This window comes from Anabaenopsis tanganyikae CS-531 (assembly GCF_029891675.1).
GTDB lineage: Bacteria > Cyanobacteriota > Cyanobacteriia > Cyanobacteriales > Nostocaceae > Anabaenopsis > Anabaenopsis arnoldii.
The window spans coordinates 1-18072 of the sequence record NZ_JANQDF010000015.1; the positions used below are offsets into that span (position 1 = coordinate 1).

The 18072-nt window shown below is 42.6% G+C and carries 10 protein-coding genes and 1 pseudogene; 9 read left to right on the forward strand and 2 right to left on the reverse strand.

The annotated features are described in order from the left end of the window. Window positions 1-1196: 1196 nt before the first annotated feature. Window positions 1197-3761, forward strand: a complete 2565-nt coding sequence (gene glgP, locus NWP22_RS01345) for an alpha-glucan family phosphorylase (RefSeq protein ID WP_271732416.1) — start codon at window positions 1197-1199, stop codon at window positions 3759-3761. Window positions 3762-3786: 25 nt separating this feature from the next. Here the strand turns inward: glgP and NWP22_RS01350 are convergent, their stop codons facing one another. Further along, a complete protein-coding gene (locus tag NWP22_RS01350) occupies window positions 3787-4533 on the reverse strand; it encodes a DUF429 domain-containing protein (RefSeq protein ID WP_271732376.1) in 747 nt (248 codons plus the stop codon). Between the two features lie 248 nt (window positions 4534-4781). Between NWP22_RS01350 and trpS the strand changes: the two genes are divergently transcribed. The 7 genes and pseudogenes from trpS (at window position 4782) to NWP22_RS01380 (ending at window position 14861) form a co-directional block, all read left to right on the forward strand. Then, a complete protein-coding gene (gene trpS / locus NWP22_RS01355; protein ID WP_271732375.1) occupies window positions 4782-5792 on the forward strand; it encodes a tryptophan--tRNA ligase in 1011 nt (336 codons plus the stop codon). 59 nt (window positions 5793-5851) lie between these two features. Next, entirely contained in the window at window positions 5852-6775 is a 924-nt protein-coding gene (locus tag NWP22_RS01360) for a methylenetetrahydrofolate reductase (RefSeq protein ID WP_271732373.1), read from the forward strand. 621 nt (window positions 6776-7396) lie between these two features. Beyond that, window positions 7397-9706: a M48 family metalloprotease gene (locus NWP22_RS01365; protein ID WP_271732371.1), complete on the forward strand. Its 2310-nt coding sequence runs from the start codon at window positions 7397-7399 to the stop codon at window positions 9704-9706. Window positions 9707-10072: 366 nt separating this feature from the next. Further along, window positions 10073-10404, forward strand: a pseudogene (locus NWP22_RS18325) (RNA-guided endonuclease TnpB family protein); the annotation flags it as partial. Window positions 10405-10759: 355 nt separating this feature from the next. Further along, entirely contained in the window at window positions 10760-11248 is a 489-nt protein-coding gene (locus NWP22_RS01370) for an RNA recognition motif domain-containing protein (RefSeq protein WP_271732370.1), read from the forward strand. A gap of 606 nt (window positions 11249-11854) precedes the next feature. After that, entirely contained in the window at window positions 11855-13117 is a 1263-nt protein-coding gene (locus NWP22_RS01375) for a glycosyltransferase family 4 protein (protein WP_271732369.1), read from the forward strand. A gap of 22 nt (window positions 13118-13139) precedes the next feature. Further along, the gene (locus NWP22_RS01380) at window positions 13140-14861 is read left to right on the forward strand and encodes an Rqc2 family fibronectin-binding protein (RefSeq protein ID WP_271732368.1); all 1722 of its coding nucleotides are present in this window, start codon (window positions 13140-13142) and stop codon (window positions 14859-14861) included. A gap of 268 nt (window positions 14862-15129) precedes the next feature. Here NWP22_RS01380 and NWP22_RS01385 read toward each other — a convergent pair whose 3' ends face one another. Further along, complete coding sequence (locus NWP22_RS01385; RefSeq protein ID WP_271732366.1) at window positions 15130-16692, reverse strand: iron uptake porin; 1563 nt, start codon at window positions 16690-16692, stop codon at window positions 15130-15132. Window positions 16693-17055: 363 nt separating this feature from the next. On the opposite strand from NWP22_RS01385, the gene NWP22_RS01390 reads away from it, so the two are divergent. Beyond that, on the forward strand, window positions 17056-18057 hold the full coding sequence (locus tag NWP22_RS01390) for a metal ABC transporter solute-binding protein, Zn/Mn family (RefSeq protein WP_417006595.1): 1002 nt from the start codon (window positions 17056-17058) through the stop codon (window positions 18055-18057). The last annotated feature ends 15 nt before the right edge of the window (window positions 18058-18072 follow it).

Here is an 18072-nt window from a genome sequence, read left to right on the forward strand (position 1 = left end):
AAATCAAGCATAATTTGCTGTCTAATTATTTAATACAGCAACTCAAACGCCCAAGTATTCCTATGTGCTTGGTTTAATTGAAATTGTCCCGTGGCGCGGCTCCCTCCGCTCCCTATTTGTGCCAGTTGCGTAAGTCCTGAATGATATTATTCATAGGGTAATAATTACCGATATTGAGATCATACTTAGATACATTTATATATCAAACAGCGATGGCCAGATATGAAAAAAATCATACCTGTGAGAGGATGTTTGTCAAGTCATGATTAGTGTATCAACTATTGTTTGACCCCACACTAACCCTCCCCTTGTAAGGGTAGGGGACTGGATTTTATTGTTTTTTGTGTGTTTCCCATTTCCCATTTCCCATTTCCCATTCCCTGTTCCCTGTTCGGTGTGTTCGGTGTGTTCCCTGTTCCCTAAGATAAAAATTACCTGTTGAAAACTTATCAAACATCCTCTGAGAAATTACAACTAACGTTATTTATTTGAGGCTATACATAAGTGATGTAGTACAAAAAAATACGCAATCCCTGAAAAAAAAGGAAGAGTTAGGAGAAAGAAGTTATATTTCAGAGGAAACATGAATGATTTACTGATAAAAACTCCCTGAAAGGACGTATAACCCTAAATATTCCTTAATATAGCTATGATTGATACTTATTTAATTTTTATTAATCCAGCCATGTCCTCAGATACACTCAATGTTTACTTAGTAGTTTAGCATACAATATTGCGTGCAATAACTAAAAAAAGATGAACCTGTTGTCTCAAATACCTGATACAGGGTAATTTTAGCTTATACAGCGGCTCTGTCTATAGGGCAATCGCCATAGTCATCTAACTAGCTTGGTAAGCAATAAAGAAGAAGATACAGATGTTTATTGAGTCTTTTGGACACATCAAATAGAGTCTTCTTAGCTAAACTTGTGAGATTTAAGAAAAATTTATTTATATTTGTTTAACTTTTAGCCGACAGATAAGAGTCAAATTTTAATATACTAAGTACATACTTGTGAGTAATCCATAGACTTAAAAATGTCTTTAGTGTAAACTTTATCAGCGATGGAAAGAATCACTATCAATGCTGAACAAAGTTATTTACACACACAGTCAAAAGAATTGGCAACATTGAGTATAAACAGCAATAAATACATAAACAATACCGAAAATTAAACTTGGAGCTTTACCAAACTATGCAGCCGATTCGCACATTTAATGTTTCCCCTTCCTTACCCTCGCGGCTCGAACCCCTGAGACGACTAGCATATAACTTGCATTGGGATTGGAATGTTGAAAGTAAAGATTTATTTCGTCGATTAGACCCTGATCTATGGGAATCTAGCCATCATAACCCCGTATTAATGCTGGGTACCATCAATCAAGGGCGGCTCTTGGAAGTTGTGGAAGATGAAGGCTTCCTAGCACAAATGGATCGGGCGGCTCGTCAGTTAGAAGATTATTTACAAGAGCGTACTTGGTATCAGAAACAGCGCAGCTCAAAGCCAAAAGAATGCTATGCCTATTTTTCGGCTGAATTCGGTCTGGTAGATTGTTTACCGGTTTATTCTGGCGGGTTGGGTGTTCTAGCGGGGGATCACCTCAAATCTGCCAGTGACTTGGGTTTACCTCTTGTGGGTGTGGGGTTGTTGTATCAGCAAGGATACTTTGCTCAATACCTGAATGCGGATGGTTGGCAACAAGAGCGCTACCCCATCAACGATTTCTATAATATGCCCTTGCACCTAGAGCGTAATCCAGATGGTTCAGAACTAAGGATTGCGGTGGATTATCCAGGGCGCAAGGTCTACGCGAGAGTGTGGCGTGTACAGGTGGGAATGGTACCACTGTATATGCTAGACACGAATATTGAACCCAATAACCCTTACGACCACGACATCACAGACCAGCTATATGGTGGTGATATTGATATGCGGATTCACCAGGAAATTATGCTGGGGATCGGTGGTGTACAGATGTTGAAAGCACTGGGTTACAATGTCACGGCCTACCACATGAATGAAGGCCATGCAGCATTCTCTGCTTTAGAACGGATCCGGATCTTAATTCAGGAAGAAGGATTAAGTTATGCCGAGTCCCGACAAGTGGTAGCTTCGAGTAATATCTTTACTACCCACACACCAGTACCAGCTGGGATAGATTTGTTTGCTCCTGATAAGATTTTGTATTACCTGGGGTATTATGCAGAAATCTTTGGTTTGCCTAAAGAGCAATTTTTAGGACTGGGGCGGGAAAATACGGGTGATTTATCGGCACCTTTCAGTATGGCGGTGTTGGCCTTGAAGATGGCGACATTTTCCAACGGTGTGGCACAGTTGCATGGTGTGGTGTCACGGCAGATGTTTAAGGGTTTGTGGCAAAAAGTCCCTGTGGAAGAAGTACCAATTGCGGCAATTACTAACGGTGTTCATGCCCGCAGTTGTGTAGCAAAGTCAACTCAAGAGTTGTATGATCGGTACTTGGGTCCTAACTGGTCATCAGCACCACCAGATAGCCCATTGTGGGAACGGATGGATGCGATCCCCGATGAGGAATTGTGGCGCAATCACGAACGCTGTCGCTTAGACATGGTTTTATATGTCCGAGAACACTTGGTGAAGCATTTGCGCGATCGCGGCGCGGCGGCTGCAGAAATTAACCAAGCTCAGGAAGTTCTCGATCCCAACGTTTTAACCATTGGCTTTGCTCGACGTTTTGCTACCTACAAACGTGCGACCCTGTGGATGCGCGATTTAGACAGAATCAAGCAGATTTTGCAGGGGAACAAACATCGCAAGCTACAATTTGTGATCGCTGGTAAGGCTCACCCCAAAGATATCCCCGGAAAAGAACTAATCCGCGACATTAATCACTTTATCCGTGAACAACACTTGGAAAAACAAGTAGTGTTTGTTCCTAATTACGACATTTATATTGCTCGGTTGATGGTAGCTGGTTGTGACGTGTGGTTAAACACGCCACGCCGTCCACGGGAAGCCTCCGGTACTAGCGGTATGAAAGCCGCCATGAATGGATTGCTGAATTTAAGTGTTCTCGATGGCTGGTGGGATGAAGCTGATTATGTCCGCACTGGTTGGTCAATTGGACATGGCGAGAATTATGATGATCCTAATTATCAAGATGAGGTAGAAGCTAATGCCCTCTACGAATTACTAGAGAAGGAAGTGATACCTCTGTTCTACGAGTATCACGATGTGGATGGCTTACCCCGTGCGTGGATTGCTAAAATGAAAGATGCAATTCGCTTGAATTGTCCTTTCTTTAATACAGCCCGGATGGTGGGAGAATATGCTCAACGGGCTTATTTTCCAGCTAGCGATCGCTATCATATTCTCACTGTCGATAATTACGCCCCTGCTAAAGAATTAGCTAGTTGGAAATCAAAACTCCGAGATCACTGGTTCAATATCAGAATTAAAGATATTGATGTATCTGAAGATACGGATATTGAGGTAAATCAAACCGTTGCTGTGAAAGCTAAGGTTGACTTGGCCACGTTGACTAATGATGATGTGCGGGTGGAGTTATACCAAGGTAGCATTGATGCTAATGGTGAAATTGTGAATGCAGTGCCTGTAGTCATGGATTACCAAGGACAGGATGCAACAGGGTTGAGTGTTTACACAGCTAACATTACTTATACTGTCTCTGGTTTGCAAGGCTTGTCTTTGCGTGTGTTACCGCACCACCAACATCTATCTAGTCCTTATGAGCCGAGATTGATTGCTTGGGCGGAATAAGCTCAAGGATGAGGGAGTAGGGGTTTCAATATTCCCCGCTCCCCACATTTGTGGGGATGACAATATAACCGGTTGTGCGATCGCCTAACACTAAGTTATGTTTTTTACCCCAATACCACCAGTGCGCTGCTACATAAGCACAAATTACACTATCTAGTTTGTCTTCAGCTGCTTTAAGTGCTGCGCCTGTGGTAGGGATTTGGGAAAATGAACCACCCAAGGGTACAGGGATCAGAGAAGGTTCTATGGTGGGTAAAATATCAATAATGTAATTGTAAAGTTTAATTAATTCTAAGCGGCGCTCACTGATGCGTCCTTTTTTATATTTCAGGATGCGTTCTAGGTTAAATAAGTTAACTATTGCGGGATGGGGAAAAACTTCTATTTGATATCTACCGGGTCTTCGGGGTTCAATTGTGGGTGCATGGACAAATCCACGAGACTCTAATTCTAAACCAAAATTTACAGTACGTTCTGCAAAGGGTAAATTTTGATTAGCTGGGTAACATCCGGCGTGATATTTGCCAAAGTATTTATGTGTGAGTTGATCGGGGAGACGACTCCCTACAGCATTGGGGATCAATGTGGGCGCGTCTACGGCCATCATCCCCGGTTGATTTGCGGGTACATGGTTATCTATCCAGGCGAAAATGTCTGTAATACATTCGCGCCGATCTAAATCGATGATGTGCAGTTTTTCTGCTATTAATTCTAAACAGCATAAGCCGCTTGGTTGGGATTTCCAGCCTAAATCAATGCCGATAAATTTCATTGACGTAAAGTTATATGCCTGGTTATTATGGCATTTTTTCTACATTTTCTCAGCAATCAGCTTGATGTGACACATCGTCCGTAGACTGATAGTCACTAGAGATTAACAATCGGTAAATGGATGAGTCACATAGATACATAACAAAAGCAGCAATGAGCAATTAGCGAGTTATCCCAGAAAGTGTCAAAATTGAAGGAGTTTTGTAACCGCCATATTCTTCGGGCGGATTTGAGATAAATTGGAAATTTATGGGCAAGCAGCGTGTTCTTTCTGGAGTTCAACCAACCGGTAATTACCATCTGGGTAACTACTTGGGAGCCATTCGCAATTGGGTAGAAGGTCAGAGCGAATACGAAAATTACCTGTTCGTGGCTGATTTGCACGCGATTACGGTACCACACGATCCCACAAGGTTAGCATCTGATACTTATACCCTGGTGGCGCTTTATCTGGCTTGTGGTCTGGATTTAAATCACTCGACGATTTTTGTGCAATCTCATGTTTCTGCCCACAGTGAGTTGACCTGGCTGTTTAATTGCATTACACCTTTAAACTGGTTACAAGACATGATTCAGTTTAAGGAGAAGGCGATTAAGCAGGGTGAAAATGTCAATGTCGGCTTGTTGGACTATCCTGTGCTGATGGCTGCTGATATTTTGCTGTATCAAGCTGATAAAGTACCAGTGGGTGAAGACCAAAAACAACATTTGGAATTGACTAGGGACATTGCAGCGCGGTTAAATCATCAATTTGGTAAACCTGATCAACCAGTGATCAAGTTACCATCCGCTTTAATTCGTCAGGAAGGCGCTAGGGTGATGAGTTTGGCCGATGGTACACGCAAAATGTCCAAGTCTGATCCGTCTGATTTAAGCCGAATTAATTTACTGGATACACCAGAGCAGATTCAATACAAGATTAAGCGCTGTAAAACTGACCCAGTTCGGGGTTTGACTTTCGGTGATCCAGATCGTCCAGAGTGTAATAACTTGTTAACGCTGTATATGCTGCTGTCTGGGAAGAAGAAGGAAGAGGTAGCAGCAGAATGTCAAGATATGGGCTGGGGACAATTTAAATCACTATTGACAGAAACGACAATTAATGCGTTAAAACCCATACAGGAAAAATATCAAGGGATAATAGAAGATCAAGCTTATCTCCAGTCTGTTTTGCGTGAGGGACGGGAGAAAGCCGAAGCCATTGCTAATCAAACTTTGGCACAGGTAAAAACTGCTTTGGGCTACTCCCTACCTCTGTAAAGGTTTCACTTTTGGGCGTAATTCGTTATACCCTTGAAGAAAAGTGAAACATTAATGTTATGCAGGATACCCAAAATACCACAATTTTAAACTCATTTCGTCGGGCAGCCCAATCCGGCGAATTTTTAGTTACCGCGGAGGTAGCTCCACCAAAAGGGGTGAATGTAGCACACATGATTTCAATGGCGGCGACCCTTAAGGGGAGGGTTCATGCTGTCAATATTACCGATGGTAGCCGCGCTGTATTACGGATGTCTTCTTTGGTAGCGTCAGTAATTCTGTTGCAAAATGGCATTGAACCGATTTGTCAGGTTGCTTGTCGTGATCGCAATAGAATTGGTTTACAAGCTGATTTGATGGGTGCTCATGCCTTGGGTATCCGCAATATTTTAGCTTTAACTGGCGACCCGGTGAAAGTAGGTGATCACCCCCATGCGAAAGCGGTGTTTGACTTGGAATCTGTGCGGCTCCTGCAAATGATTCGGAAAATGAATCAAGGCGTTGATTCTGATGAGAAGCCCTTGACAGATGGGGGGACTGATTTATTTGCTGGTGCGGCTGTGGATCCACAGTCTCCGAGTTGGTCAGGTTTGCAAAAGCGATTTGAACGCAAAATTGAAGCTGGAGCGCAGTTTTTCCAAAGTCAGATGATTACAGATTTTGAGCGCCTAGAAAAGTTTATGGATATCATAGCCTTGAGTCATAATAAACCCATTTTGGCTGGAATTTTCCTGTTGAAATCGGCAAAGAATGCTGAGTTTATTAATCGGTGTGTTCCGGGTGTAAATATTCCTCAGTATATTATTGATAGGTTGGCTACCGCAAAAAATCCCCTGGAGGAAGGAATGAAAATTGCTGCTGAACAAGTGCAGATGGCGCGACAACTATGTCAGGGTGTCCACATGATGGCGGTAAAGCGGGAGGATCTGATTGCACCAATCTTAGATTTGGCGGGAATTACACCAGTTAGTAATGTCAATTAGATTACCTCTAAATCAAGGGTTTTAACCGGCATTAAAGTCTCCCCTCTCCAAACCTGTGGAGAGGGTTTGAGGTGAGCGGAAAACAGCGAACTGACAAAAGCCCCCCATGTCATCAGCTTGGGGAGGTGCATTTATGGGGGTATGAAGCGAAGAAAGTTTGAAAAGGATATAACCTCAGATACCAGTACCAGCCACCATTTTGGTAACTGTGCCGAAAAATGACAAAAATGTCTATCACCTAAAATTTATATTTGTCCAGATTGTGGCAAAAATTTTGAAGATAGAAATATTAACGTGGTTGTCTACATCTTGCATCAGGGAATAAGTACGGTGGGACAGACTGGATAATATGGAAAGCGGAGTTTTGCTCTTGCACATTTCATGGAATTGTCAACAGTTACAGGGAGGTCATCGGTGAGTTGAAGTGAAGCGCGTAGGGTTTTCCACGCCGCTGCAAGCAGATCGCCCCGGTGGATTGGAGGAACATGAGTGTTAATGGGACTCAATGGCTACGCCACGCCAGCTATCGGGTGAAATTAATGACCACGGCATTAAGGATTTGCTCTTGTTTACCACCGTGGATCAGTTACTGGACATTGGAGTAACCAAATTTCTATGCCTATGGCTACGCCACGCAAGCTGTCAGATGCCGAACTGTCTTTGGAAGCCGGTTTAGTAGCCCTCAAACAAGGAAATTACCAAACTGCGATCGCTAAACTTACACCTGTGGCCACTAGTCAAGTAAATCCTAGAGCTAACTTACAGGCAAGGGTTGGTTTAGTCATGGCTTATGCACGCACTGGCCAAATTCGCAAGGCTACTATTCTGTGTCAGACTCTCAGAGAGAGCCAAGATACACGAGTTAAACAATGGGCTGAACTTGCTCTCACACACTTGGCAAAAAGCCGTAAAAAAAGTAGTAAATCTATGGCTACGCCACGCCAGCTATCAGATAATCCCGGAGGTGAGTTTGTAACTGGTGAGAATTCTCAAAACGCTACCGCATCAACAACTAAGACCCCTGGGGTGGTGGAGTCCCAGAAACAGAGAGTAGCAGAAACTAGTCAATATTCGCGAGCCAGTCTGAGTAGCGTGCCGAATACGGTGATCCCGCAGAATTTGTTCAGATCCTCCAGCTATATAAAAACTCCTCGGAGTGAGATTAGTCCCAGCTTTCATCGGTGTATTTATTGGCGACAAGCCAAACGTGCTAAGGTATGGCAACCCCTGGGTAAGCCTCAGTTAATTCCCTTGCGGTTGCTAGGACTGGGAACATTCATGGCTTTGCTGTGGTTACTGGGAGTAATACTCAATTTAACCACGGCATTGATTAACTTTGCTTTAGACAAATTACCTTACCTAACAGTCCAAAAGTTGCCGCACAGCAACCCTGCGCCATTGTTATTGATAGTTTTATTGATTATGATGGGACTATCACCTTGGTTGTTAGATAGGCTATTAGGAAAGTCTTATGGACAGACTGAATTGTCCAAGGATTTATTAAATCGCCACAGTCGCGAAACGGCTAGAGTCATACAACGTTACTGTCAACAGCGTCGCTGGCACTGTCCTAAACTCCGAATTTTACCCATAACAGCACCAATGGCGTTGACTTATGGTAGTCTGGCTAACAACGCTCGGATTGTAGTCACTCAGGGACTATTAGAGCAACTGGCAGATGATGAAATTGCGACTATTTATGCCACACAGTTAGGACATATTGCTCATTGGGATTTTGCGGTTATGTCTCTGGTGTTGCTGCTTTCACTACCCATTCATCGACTATATGAGCAAATATCGACATGGGGAAACAGGAAGTCAGAGGGAATTTGGTATAAGCCCATCAATGTTTTGGCGAGTGTGATTTATGGATTGTGGTATGTGCTTACTACTATTAGTTTATGTTTGTCGCGGTTGCGGCTTTACTATAGCGATCGCCTAGCTGCGGAAATTACCGGTAATCCCAACGCTCTGACTCGTGCTTTACTGAAAATTGCCATGGGTATTTCTGCTGATATCCAAAAATCAGAACAAACAAGTTGGCATTTGGAAAGTTTAAATTTCTTAATACCAGTCGGTTATGAGCAGAGCCTTTGTTTGGGTAGTATTGCTGGTCAACGCCCCTTTGAATCTCTATTGATGTGGGATAGTCTTCATCCATATCGCCACTGGTTTACTATTAATAATAGCCATCCTTTAATAGGCGATCGCATCCAACGTCTGAGCCAAATTGCTCGCCATTGGCATATAGATACTGAAATAAATCTCAATAGCCTGGGGTTGACCGTAGCCGAAGCCCAAGCAACTTATCAGGTAAAGAGTCAGTCATTCTTATTGCAAATCGCTCCTTTTTTGGGTATTCCCCTGGGTTTGGTATTTGCGGGTTTCACTTGGCTGATGTGGCAAACTGCTGTCAATCTGAGGTGGTTAAATCTCCAGTGGACATACAAAGATTGGACTGTGATTACGGGTTTTCTACTAATGGGCTTTAGCATCGGTATGGTGTCGCGGATGAGTTCATTTTTTCCAGACATCAAAACTGCTACTGTCCAGGATGATCAAAGCCTGATCAACCTCTTAACTAATCCATCTGCGCTTCCTATTGATAGTATAAGCGTGCAACTTGTGGGTAAGCTCCTGGGTCGTCGAGGTACGGGTAATTGCTTAGGACAAGACCTAATACTTCAGTGCAGCACGGGGTTAGTGAAATTACACCACATTCCTCTGGGACAGTCAGTTAATCCCCAAGATTTAATTGGTCGGCAAATTATAGTTACAGGCTGGTTTCGCCGAGGAGCAACACCCTGGATTGATATTCACACAGTGCAAACTCAAACTGGTAAAAATATTTATAGTCCTCATCCCATTTGGTCTACTTTTGTGGCTGTAGCTGCACAGGCTTGGGTTGCATACATTTTTCTCACCGGCTAGTACTACCTTGAACTCAACAGCCAAAAGCCAAACTCACCTCCTAGGGAATGTGGATAAAAATTGCACCCTGAGTCAATGAATCTTCTTTTGCTCCAGAAGCCCGGCTGAAAACCCTACTAGAAAATCCAGGGGGGTATATCCCCAAAGTTAACCCTTGTGGGGATAAGAACCTCTGGACTAGATCACCCATGCAGTCACAAATATACCAGCCAATGGCTGGTTTTTGTTTATGATGATCCCCCTTGAGGAAAAAAAAGTATTTTATGCTACGATATACAAATGTTGTTATTAAAAATGTATGCTTTGAACTAGTTACGTAGATGATACCATGGTAATATAAGAAATGGTATTTAATTCTGCGGACAGAGCTATCCTAAGCAAGCATTAAAACTTGTGGGTGATCACATCAAGATTCCTTTGGTAAACACCGTTAAACGTTGGTTCAATTTTGATAGTTTCCTATCCTAATGCCATCCAATTTGCAGTTTGAAGACATTAAGGAAGTGCGAATCTTGCCAATAAATCAGTTTTTATTGCTGATTTCGTCTATAAAAAAAGAATCCGCAATCAACCACTATCTTAATCCAGACAACGCTTTAGCAATTGACCCTGGCATCAAGAATTGGTTAAGCTGTGTTTCCAACAGTGGAAATAGTTTTATCTTTGATGGACGCAAAGTTAAAAGTCTTAACCAATGGTAAAACAAACGTCTTGCAATGCTCACACAGGTCTGTATGCAAGTTTTGACCCTTGCTCCCAGATTTCGGATCTGGGAAACGAAAACTAAAAGCGAAGTGGCAAGGTTGATACCTGTCACGTAGCAGCAGTTGACAATTCCCGGCTCTTAAGACAGGGAAGAGGTGAAGAATCTGATAATTGAGGTGCTGTTAGCTGAGTATTGTATGCGCTTTTGTATTAAACAAGCCTGATCCCAACAAAAAATTGTATTGTATAGGTTGACAGTTTGGAGTAAAAAATTTGGTTGATAGCAGTTTTGGTAAAGTAATACTTTTCTTGCCTTGCCATATTCGTTCAAATCTGGAGGTATAGTTCATGTCCATTCGCCTATATATAGGCAATTTGCCAAAAGAAGAAATAGATCGTCAAGATTTGCAAGCAGTTTTTGCCGCTGAAGGCGATGCTGTGACTACAAAACTAATTAAAGACCGCAAAACTGGCAAATGCCGTGGTTTTGGTTTTCTCACGGTCAACAATGACGAGCAAGCTGATCAAATTATTGAAAAGTATAATGGTCAATTGTTCAAAGAGACGCCCCTCAAGCTAGAAAAAGCATTACCTCGAACCAAACCTGAGGAAGCTGAAGAGCAACCTGCTAAAGCAGCTAGTGGTGTTAGTGGTCATCCGGCTCCTACACCAAAAGAAGGCGGTCGTCGTGAGAAAGGTTCTAAGAAGTCACGGCGTGGCGGCGGTGGTGCTGTGCGGGAAACCAGCACAAGTGCTGAATCAGATGCAATTCGTCCAGATCCACGTTGGGCTTCTGAATTAGAAAAGCTCAAGCAGATGTTAGCAGCACAAAGCTAATTGAGTCTAGAGGGGAGAGGAATTAAAATTAAAAATCGCGGTTTTTAGGTTTTAATTCCCTATAAATCCCCCTTTGTCGAGTTTTTCTAGGAAATGATTATTAGTGTGGTGCCAAATTTTTCTGAAATTTATCTATGATCTACGCACATGGAAAAAAATTTCACAGGATTCTTTATGCCCATGTTGTGTGAATTATATCAAGAATCGCGATGTCTACCCTGAGCTAGGCCTAGGCAATGTCAGCAGATCGGGTCATGACGGACATATCTTCATACCCTCCTCTAAGTTAACTTTGGGGGAGGGTTGCTTTTATGAGAATTAGATTTGCAGTTATCTACTGGCATTAGATATCAATGTACAGTAGATTACATCTGAGTGAGGTACAAAAGGCTGGGAAAGATGCCCAACCCACAAGATTTATAATATTAAACTGTGTATTTTATACTTCACAAGTGCTGTATACGCAAATAACTATAGACTGAGTACCCAAAAGATTAAATTGTTGGACATAATTAAATTAAAATAAAGATTACTCAAAGTTCCTAAATAATCATGTAAGAGGCGAAACTTTGACGATACATTCTCAGAATAAGCAACAGACAAACTATGAAACCTACTACCGACAAATGTATTGCCTTAATTTCTGTTCATGGAGACCCGGCGATTGAAATTGGTCAGGAAGAGGCAGGTGGACAGAATGTTTATGTGCGTAATGTGGGTGAAGCACTCGCGAAGCTGGGATGGCAAGTTGATATGTTTACCCGGCTGAGTAGAGAACAAGATAAAATTGTGCAATTGAGCGAAAATTGCCGCACTATTCGTTTAAAAGCAGGTGCTGTAGAGTTTGTACCCCGAGATAATCTGTTGGCATATATGCCGGAATTTTTGGATAATTTCCTGGAATTCCAAAGACACAATGGTATAACGTATCAGTTGGCGCACACAAACTACTGGCACTCTAGCTGGATAGGGATGCAACTCAATAAAATCCAAGGTACGGGGCAAATTCATACTTACCATTCACTGGGAGCCGTTAAGTACAGTACAATAGAAAATATTCCCATAATTGCTAGTCAGCGATTGGCAGTGGAAAAAGAAGTGTTGGAGAGGGCAGAAACAATTGTGGCCACAAGTCCCCAGGAAAAGGAACATATGCGATCGCTGGTTTCCCCTCAAGGTAATATTGAAATTATTCCCTGCGGTACAGATATTCGTAGCTTTGGTTCTATTGACCGTCAAACAGCAAGATTACAATTGGGAATTGCACCGGAGACTAAACTTGTATTCTATGTGGGACGTTTTGATCGACGTAAAGGAATAGAACACTTGGTGCGTGCGGTCAACGAATCCCAATTACGTGGTGATCAAAACCTGAAATTAATTATTGGTGGTGGTAGCACTCCCGGTAATAGTGATGGGATGGAGCGCGATCGCATCGAGAATATAATTAATGAATTGGGGATGAGTGAATTTACGACCCTCACTGGTCGCCTGAGTCAGGAAATATTGCCGACTTACTACGCTGCGGCTGATGTTTGCGTAGTTCCGAGTCACTATGAACCCTTTGGACTAGTGGCCATTGAAGCCATGGCTAGTTATACGCCTGTAGTAGCCAGTGATGTAGGTGGGCTGCAATTTACTGTAGTTCCCGAAATCACAGGTTTATTAGCTCCACCCAAAGATGTAGCCGCCTTTGCAGCTGCAATAGATCGGATTTTGTTAAATCCACAATGGCGAGACGAATTAGGTAAAGCTGGAAGAAAACGGGTAGAAAGTAAGTTTAGTTGGGATGGGGTAGCCACCCAGCTAAGTCAACTCTACAGTGAAATTTTGCAGAAAAAAGTTAAAGAACCAGCATTGATCCAGTAATTAATAGGTCATCATAACTCTTGTGCAACCAGTTGACTATACTACCCTAACTGCTGCTTGTAGCGAACTACGCGCTCACTGGCTGCCATCTCGATTAGAACAAGTTTATCAGCGCGATCGCTATACTATTGCTGTAGCATTACGCACCCTCAAACAAAGGGACTGGCTAGAGATTTCTTGGCATCCCCAAGCGGCGCATATTTGTATTGGCGAACCACCCCCAAGATTACCAGATACATTTACCTTTAGCCAACAATTAGTACATCAATTAGGTGGCTTGGCCTTGGTGGAAATTCAAGCCATCGCCCCTTGGGAGCGTGTTGTTAACTTACAATTTGCCCGCCGTCCTGGAGAGGAGGCATTGTACCATATATATGTAGAGGTGATGGGCAAATACAGCAACGTTATCCTCACCGATGCTAACAATATGATGATCACAGCTGCCCATCAAGTTGGTCAGCATCAATCTAGCGTCCGTCCCATTCAAACCGGACAACCTTATGAAACCCCACCCAAACTCACTGGACCTGTTCCTAGTTTGAATGAATCCGCTCAACGCTGGCAAGAACGGGTCAGCTTAGTACCAGGAGCAATTAAGCCTCAGTTATTAAAAAGTTATAGCGGCTTGAGTTCTGCCTTAGTGGAATCCATGTTAATTGCGGCAGATTTAGCCCCGGAAACCAGCACAGAGCAGCTCCAACCTGACGACTGGGAACGACTATTTAGACGATGGCAAGAATGGCTACAAGCATTGGATTTGAATAAATTCCAACCAGCTTGGACAGCAAAAGGATATACAGTCATGGGTTGGGGCGCAGTTGCACCAGAAAAAGATATCCAAACCTTAGTTAACAGATACTACACTGACGAATTAAATCAGCAAGTATTTTCTCAGTTACGGCATCAATTAAATCAAAAACTATATACTATATTAGTAAAAATACGTACTAAAGCGCAAACCTTTGCCCAACGCCTGCAGCAATCAGAACAAGCAGATGAATATCGCAAAAAAGCGGATTTGTTGATGTCTCACCTGCAAAAATGGCAACCAGGGATGACAGAAATTATCCTGACTGATTTTGAGACAGAACAACCAATAGCCATCGCCCTCTTACCAGATAAAAACGCCGTCCAAAATGCCCAACGCCTTTACAAACAGCACCAGAAACTTAAACGCGCTCGTAGTGCTGTGGAACCATTGCTTGGGGATGTCAACTCAGAAATTAACTATTTAGAGCAAGTAGAAGCCGCCGTCGCTCAGATAGAAAACTACCAAACAGCAGCAGATTTGCAGGCTTTGGAAGAAATCCGTGACGAGTTAATTGCACAGAAATATTTAGAAGACCCAGGATATCGCAGTCGCGGCGAAACCACAAGCACGAATTTTCATCGTTATCATACCCCCAGCGGGTTTGAAGTCTTAATCGGTCGTAATAATCGTCAAAATGACCAATTAACCTTTCGTGTGGCTGGAGATTATGATTTATGGTTCCACGCTCAAGAAATACCCGGAAGTCATGTACTACTACGTTTAGAACCGGGTGCAGTTCCCGAATCCGTAGATTTACAATTTGTGGCTAATCTTGCAGCCTACTACAGTCGTGGCCGTCAGAGTGACCAAGTACCAGTAGTTTATACTCAGCCCAAGCACGTTTACAAACCCAAAGGAGCCCAGCCGGGTATTGCTATTTATAAGCAGGAGCGCATCATCTGGGGACAGCCGCAATTAGTCATTAGTGATTAGTCCGTGAGAATTTTTCGCCATTTCCACCTGCGGGAATTTTGAATTTATGCTCTTAGATAGAGGCTGATTGTCGGGGGATATATGTTTTTTTAGAGATTTTTATCAAAAAACTGTGTTGACTGTTACAATAATGTTAAGAAAGGTTGCCCGTTAGTTTTGGGAACGTGCAATTTGGTTTTCACTCTATTGAGAAGACAACGCGGAAAAAGATATTTTAGACCAGCTGTGGAAAGCTGGTCTTTTTTGTGGGATATGAGATTGGTGATCTTTAGAAACTAAATCTAGTTCTCAGGGCACCAATCACAACATCATTATTGTTATTGTTATGATTGGGGGATGTTAACCAGATCAGACCGGGGGTAATGGTAATGTTGTCACTGAGTTGATACTGGTAGAAAGCTTCCAGGTGATAGGAGGTATCTGGATCTGTACTTACTCCTAGAATGGTGGAAGTTGTAACTTTAGGTTCTACACCAGCAATAATCCCGGCTAAGTTACCTCTTTTACCCAAATCCGGGAAGCCCAGGGTAACGGCATAATTCCAAATTTCAGCCTTTCCGGGGTTACCTGTTAACTGACTGTTGGTGTATCCAGCCCAACCACCTAAGACAAATCTTTCACTGATACCAATGGATGCTTGAAGGCCGTAGGAATTGCTGGAGAATGGTGTGTCTATGTTTTGGAAGATGGCATTAGTGCTACCACTAACTAGGGGCTTGCGGTAGGAGTTGATATAAGTTAAACCTAGGCTAATGCGATCGCTTGGTTTAAGAGTCAGCTGTGCCAAAGCGCCGTAAGGACCATTAAATAAACCGCTCCCATCTGAGGGTTCGTTAGGAGTAGTAGTTAAATATCCTAAGTTGAGTGCTAATCTGTCACCGAACTGGTGGCTGACTCCCAACCCCGCACCACCTAGCTGGTTGTAAATTGGGTTACGTGTACCAAAGGTAGACAAGGCACCACGACTACCATCACCGTCAAGTATATTGACTGTATTGGTGATGTCATCTGCAGCGCCATTATTGGCGATCGCAACTACTTGTGTGTTTGCACTGAGGGGAAATTTGTAAAATACAGTATCTATCTGGGCATCAGTAGTGCCAGTCCCACCAGCAAAGGCTAAACCACCCTCTGGTGTACTAATGTTAGGGCTGAGAAGATTGTTAGCGGCGATGCGGGTAAACAGGGTATCTTGCCCTGTAAAACTGGTAACAAATTCAATGCGCGATCGCAGTCCCAGGGTTGTATTCTTCTGTGTGATGCTTTGATCATCGCCCAAAACACCACTCATAACTGCCACTACTTCCCCTTGCAGCTTAGTAGTAGTGGAAAACTGATTTGCTTCCAATTTAGATGTGCGTGCTTCTAGTAAATCTACGCGCCCTCTTAGTGTTGCTAGTTCTGCGGAGAATTCTTCTTGCAACCTTTGTAGTCTGAGTATATCTTGTTGTGTGACTACGTTGGTAGTAGCCTCAGCAATTAATTCATTTACCCGATCTAAACAAGCATTCAAAGCCGCGGCGAACTCATATCTGGTTAAAGTGCGATTACCGCGAAAAGTGTTATCTGGATAACCTGAAATACAACCATAACGTTCAATCAATGAGCGCAATGCTTGAAAAGCCCAATCAGTAGGTCTGACATCAGATAACTGAGAAACCGAGGTAGTTTGGGCTATTACCTCACCTGTTGTCAAGTTATGAGCTTGAGTTTCTTGATTCTGTATTACTGATGTTGTCGGTATTTCCCCTGCATAGACAGAGCCACTAAACAACAGGATATTACAGGCAAATACTGGGCTAATCGGTAGATACTTCCAGAATTCTCGCATTTCCTTCCTCACACTTATTTATCGTAGATTGCACTCACACTCAGCATTTTCGAGAATAATTTGCTGAAAAAGTATATTCAGGATATTAACAGGAGTTTAAGAATTTTCCTATCACTACAACTTAACAACCTCTTTTTATACTTAAGGCAAAAATTAAAAAAAACAGTATCTTAGGTAACACTTATTAGTTATTCCCGTGCCGACAATATCAAATAATTAACATATTTTATACTCTATTCGATTGACTGCACCAAGATATTAGTTGGGTAACTCCTGCATATTGTGTGAGAATGAGACTTATTCTATAATATCCAAGTAAGTTCATTGACAAAAGTAGAGTAATCATTAAGGGTTATAAAAACCGTGATCTGGAATCTTTTAAGACCTATAACAGGTAGACACAGCCGAGGTATCCTGACTTTAATAGCTCTACTGACATTTTCAGTGGTTATTGGCTGTAACCAATCAAACACAAGTACGGTAGAAGAACAGACACCCCAAGTACAGCCAGAAAAAACCAAAGTTGTCGCTACAATTTTGCCGACTTATTTGTTTACTAAGGCTGTAGCTGGAGAAGCAGCAGATGTATCAATTATCGTGACCCCAACTACCGATGTGCATGATTACCAATCAACACCGGATGATGTGAAAGCGATTTCTACAGCCGCAATATTAGTAAAAAATGGGTTGGGATTAGAAGAATTTCTGGACAATACTATCAAAAATGCCGAAAATCCTGACTTAATCAAAATCGATGCTAGTCAAGGTCTTAAAACGTTAAATGCCATTTCCGCGGTTGATAAAACGGTAACAGAACATGGTCATAGTCACGGTCACAGTCATGACCATGGTGATGGAAATCCTCACGTGTGGTTAGACCCGGTTTTAGTAAAACAGCAGGTAGTAAATATTCGGGATGGATTAATTGCTGCGGATCCTGCTAATCAAGCTACTTATGAAGCCAATGCTGCGGCTTATCTGCAAGAATTGGATAAATTACATCAAGAGTTTGAGCAAACTTTACAGAAGACTCCGAACTGTACCTTTATTACCTTTCATGATGCCTTTCCATATTTAGCTCAACGCTATAATCTCAAACAGGTTGCTGTGGTGCAAATTCCTGAAGACCAACTTTCACCAGCAGATGTACAAAGAGCTGTTAACGCTGTGAAAAAGTATAATGCTAAGGCTGTATTTAGCGAACCAGGGGTAGATAATAAGTTATTAACTAGTCTTGCTCAAGATTTGAATGTAACTGTGCGTAACTTGGATTCTCTAGAAACTACTGGGGGTGATACAAATCCACAGTATTACTTCCAGGCTATGAGAAACAACTTGCAAATTCTTGAGGCTGGGTGTCAGTAATTGCATGGCAACGCC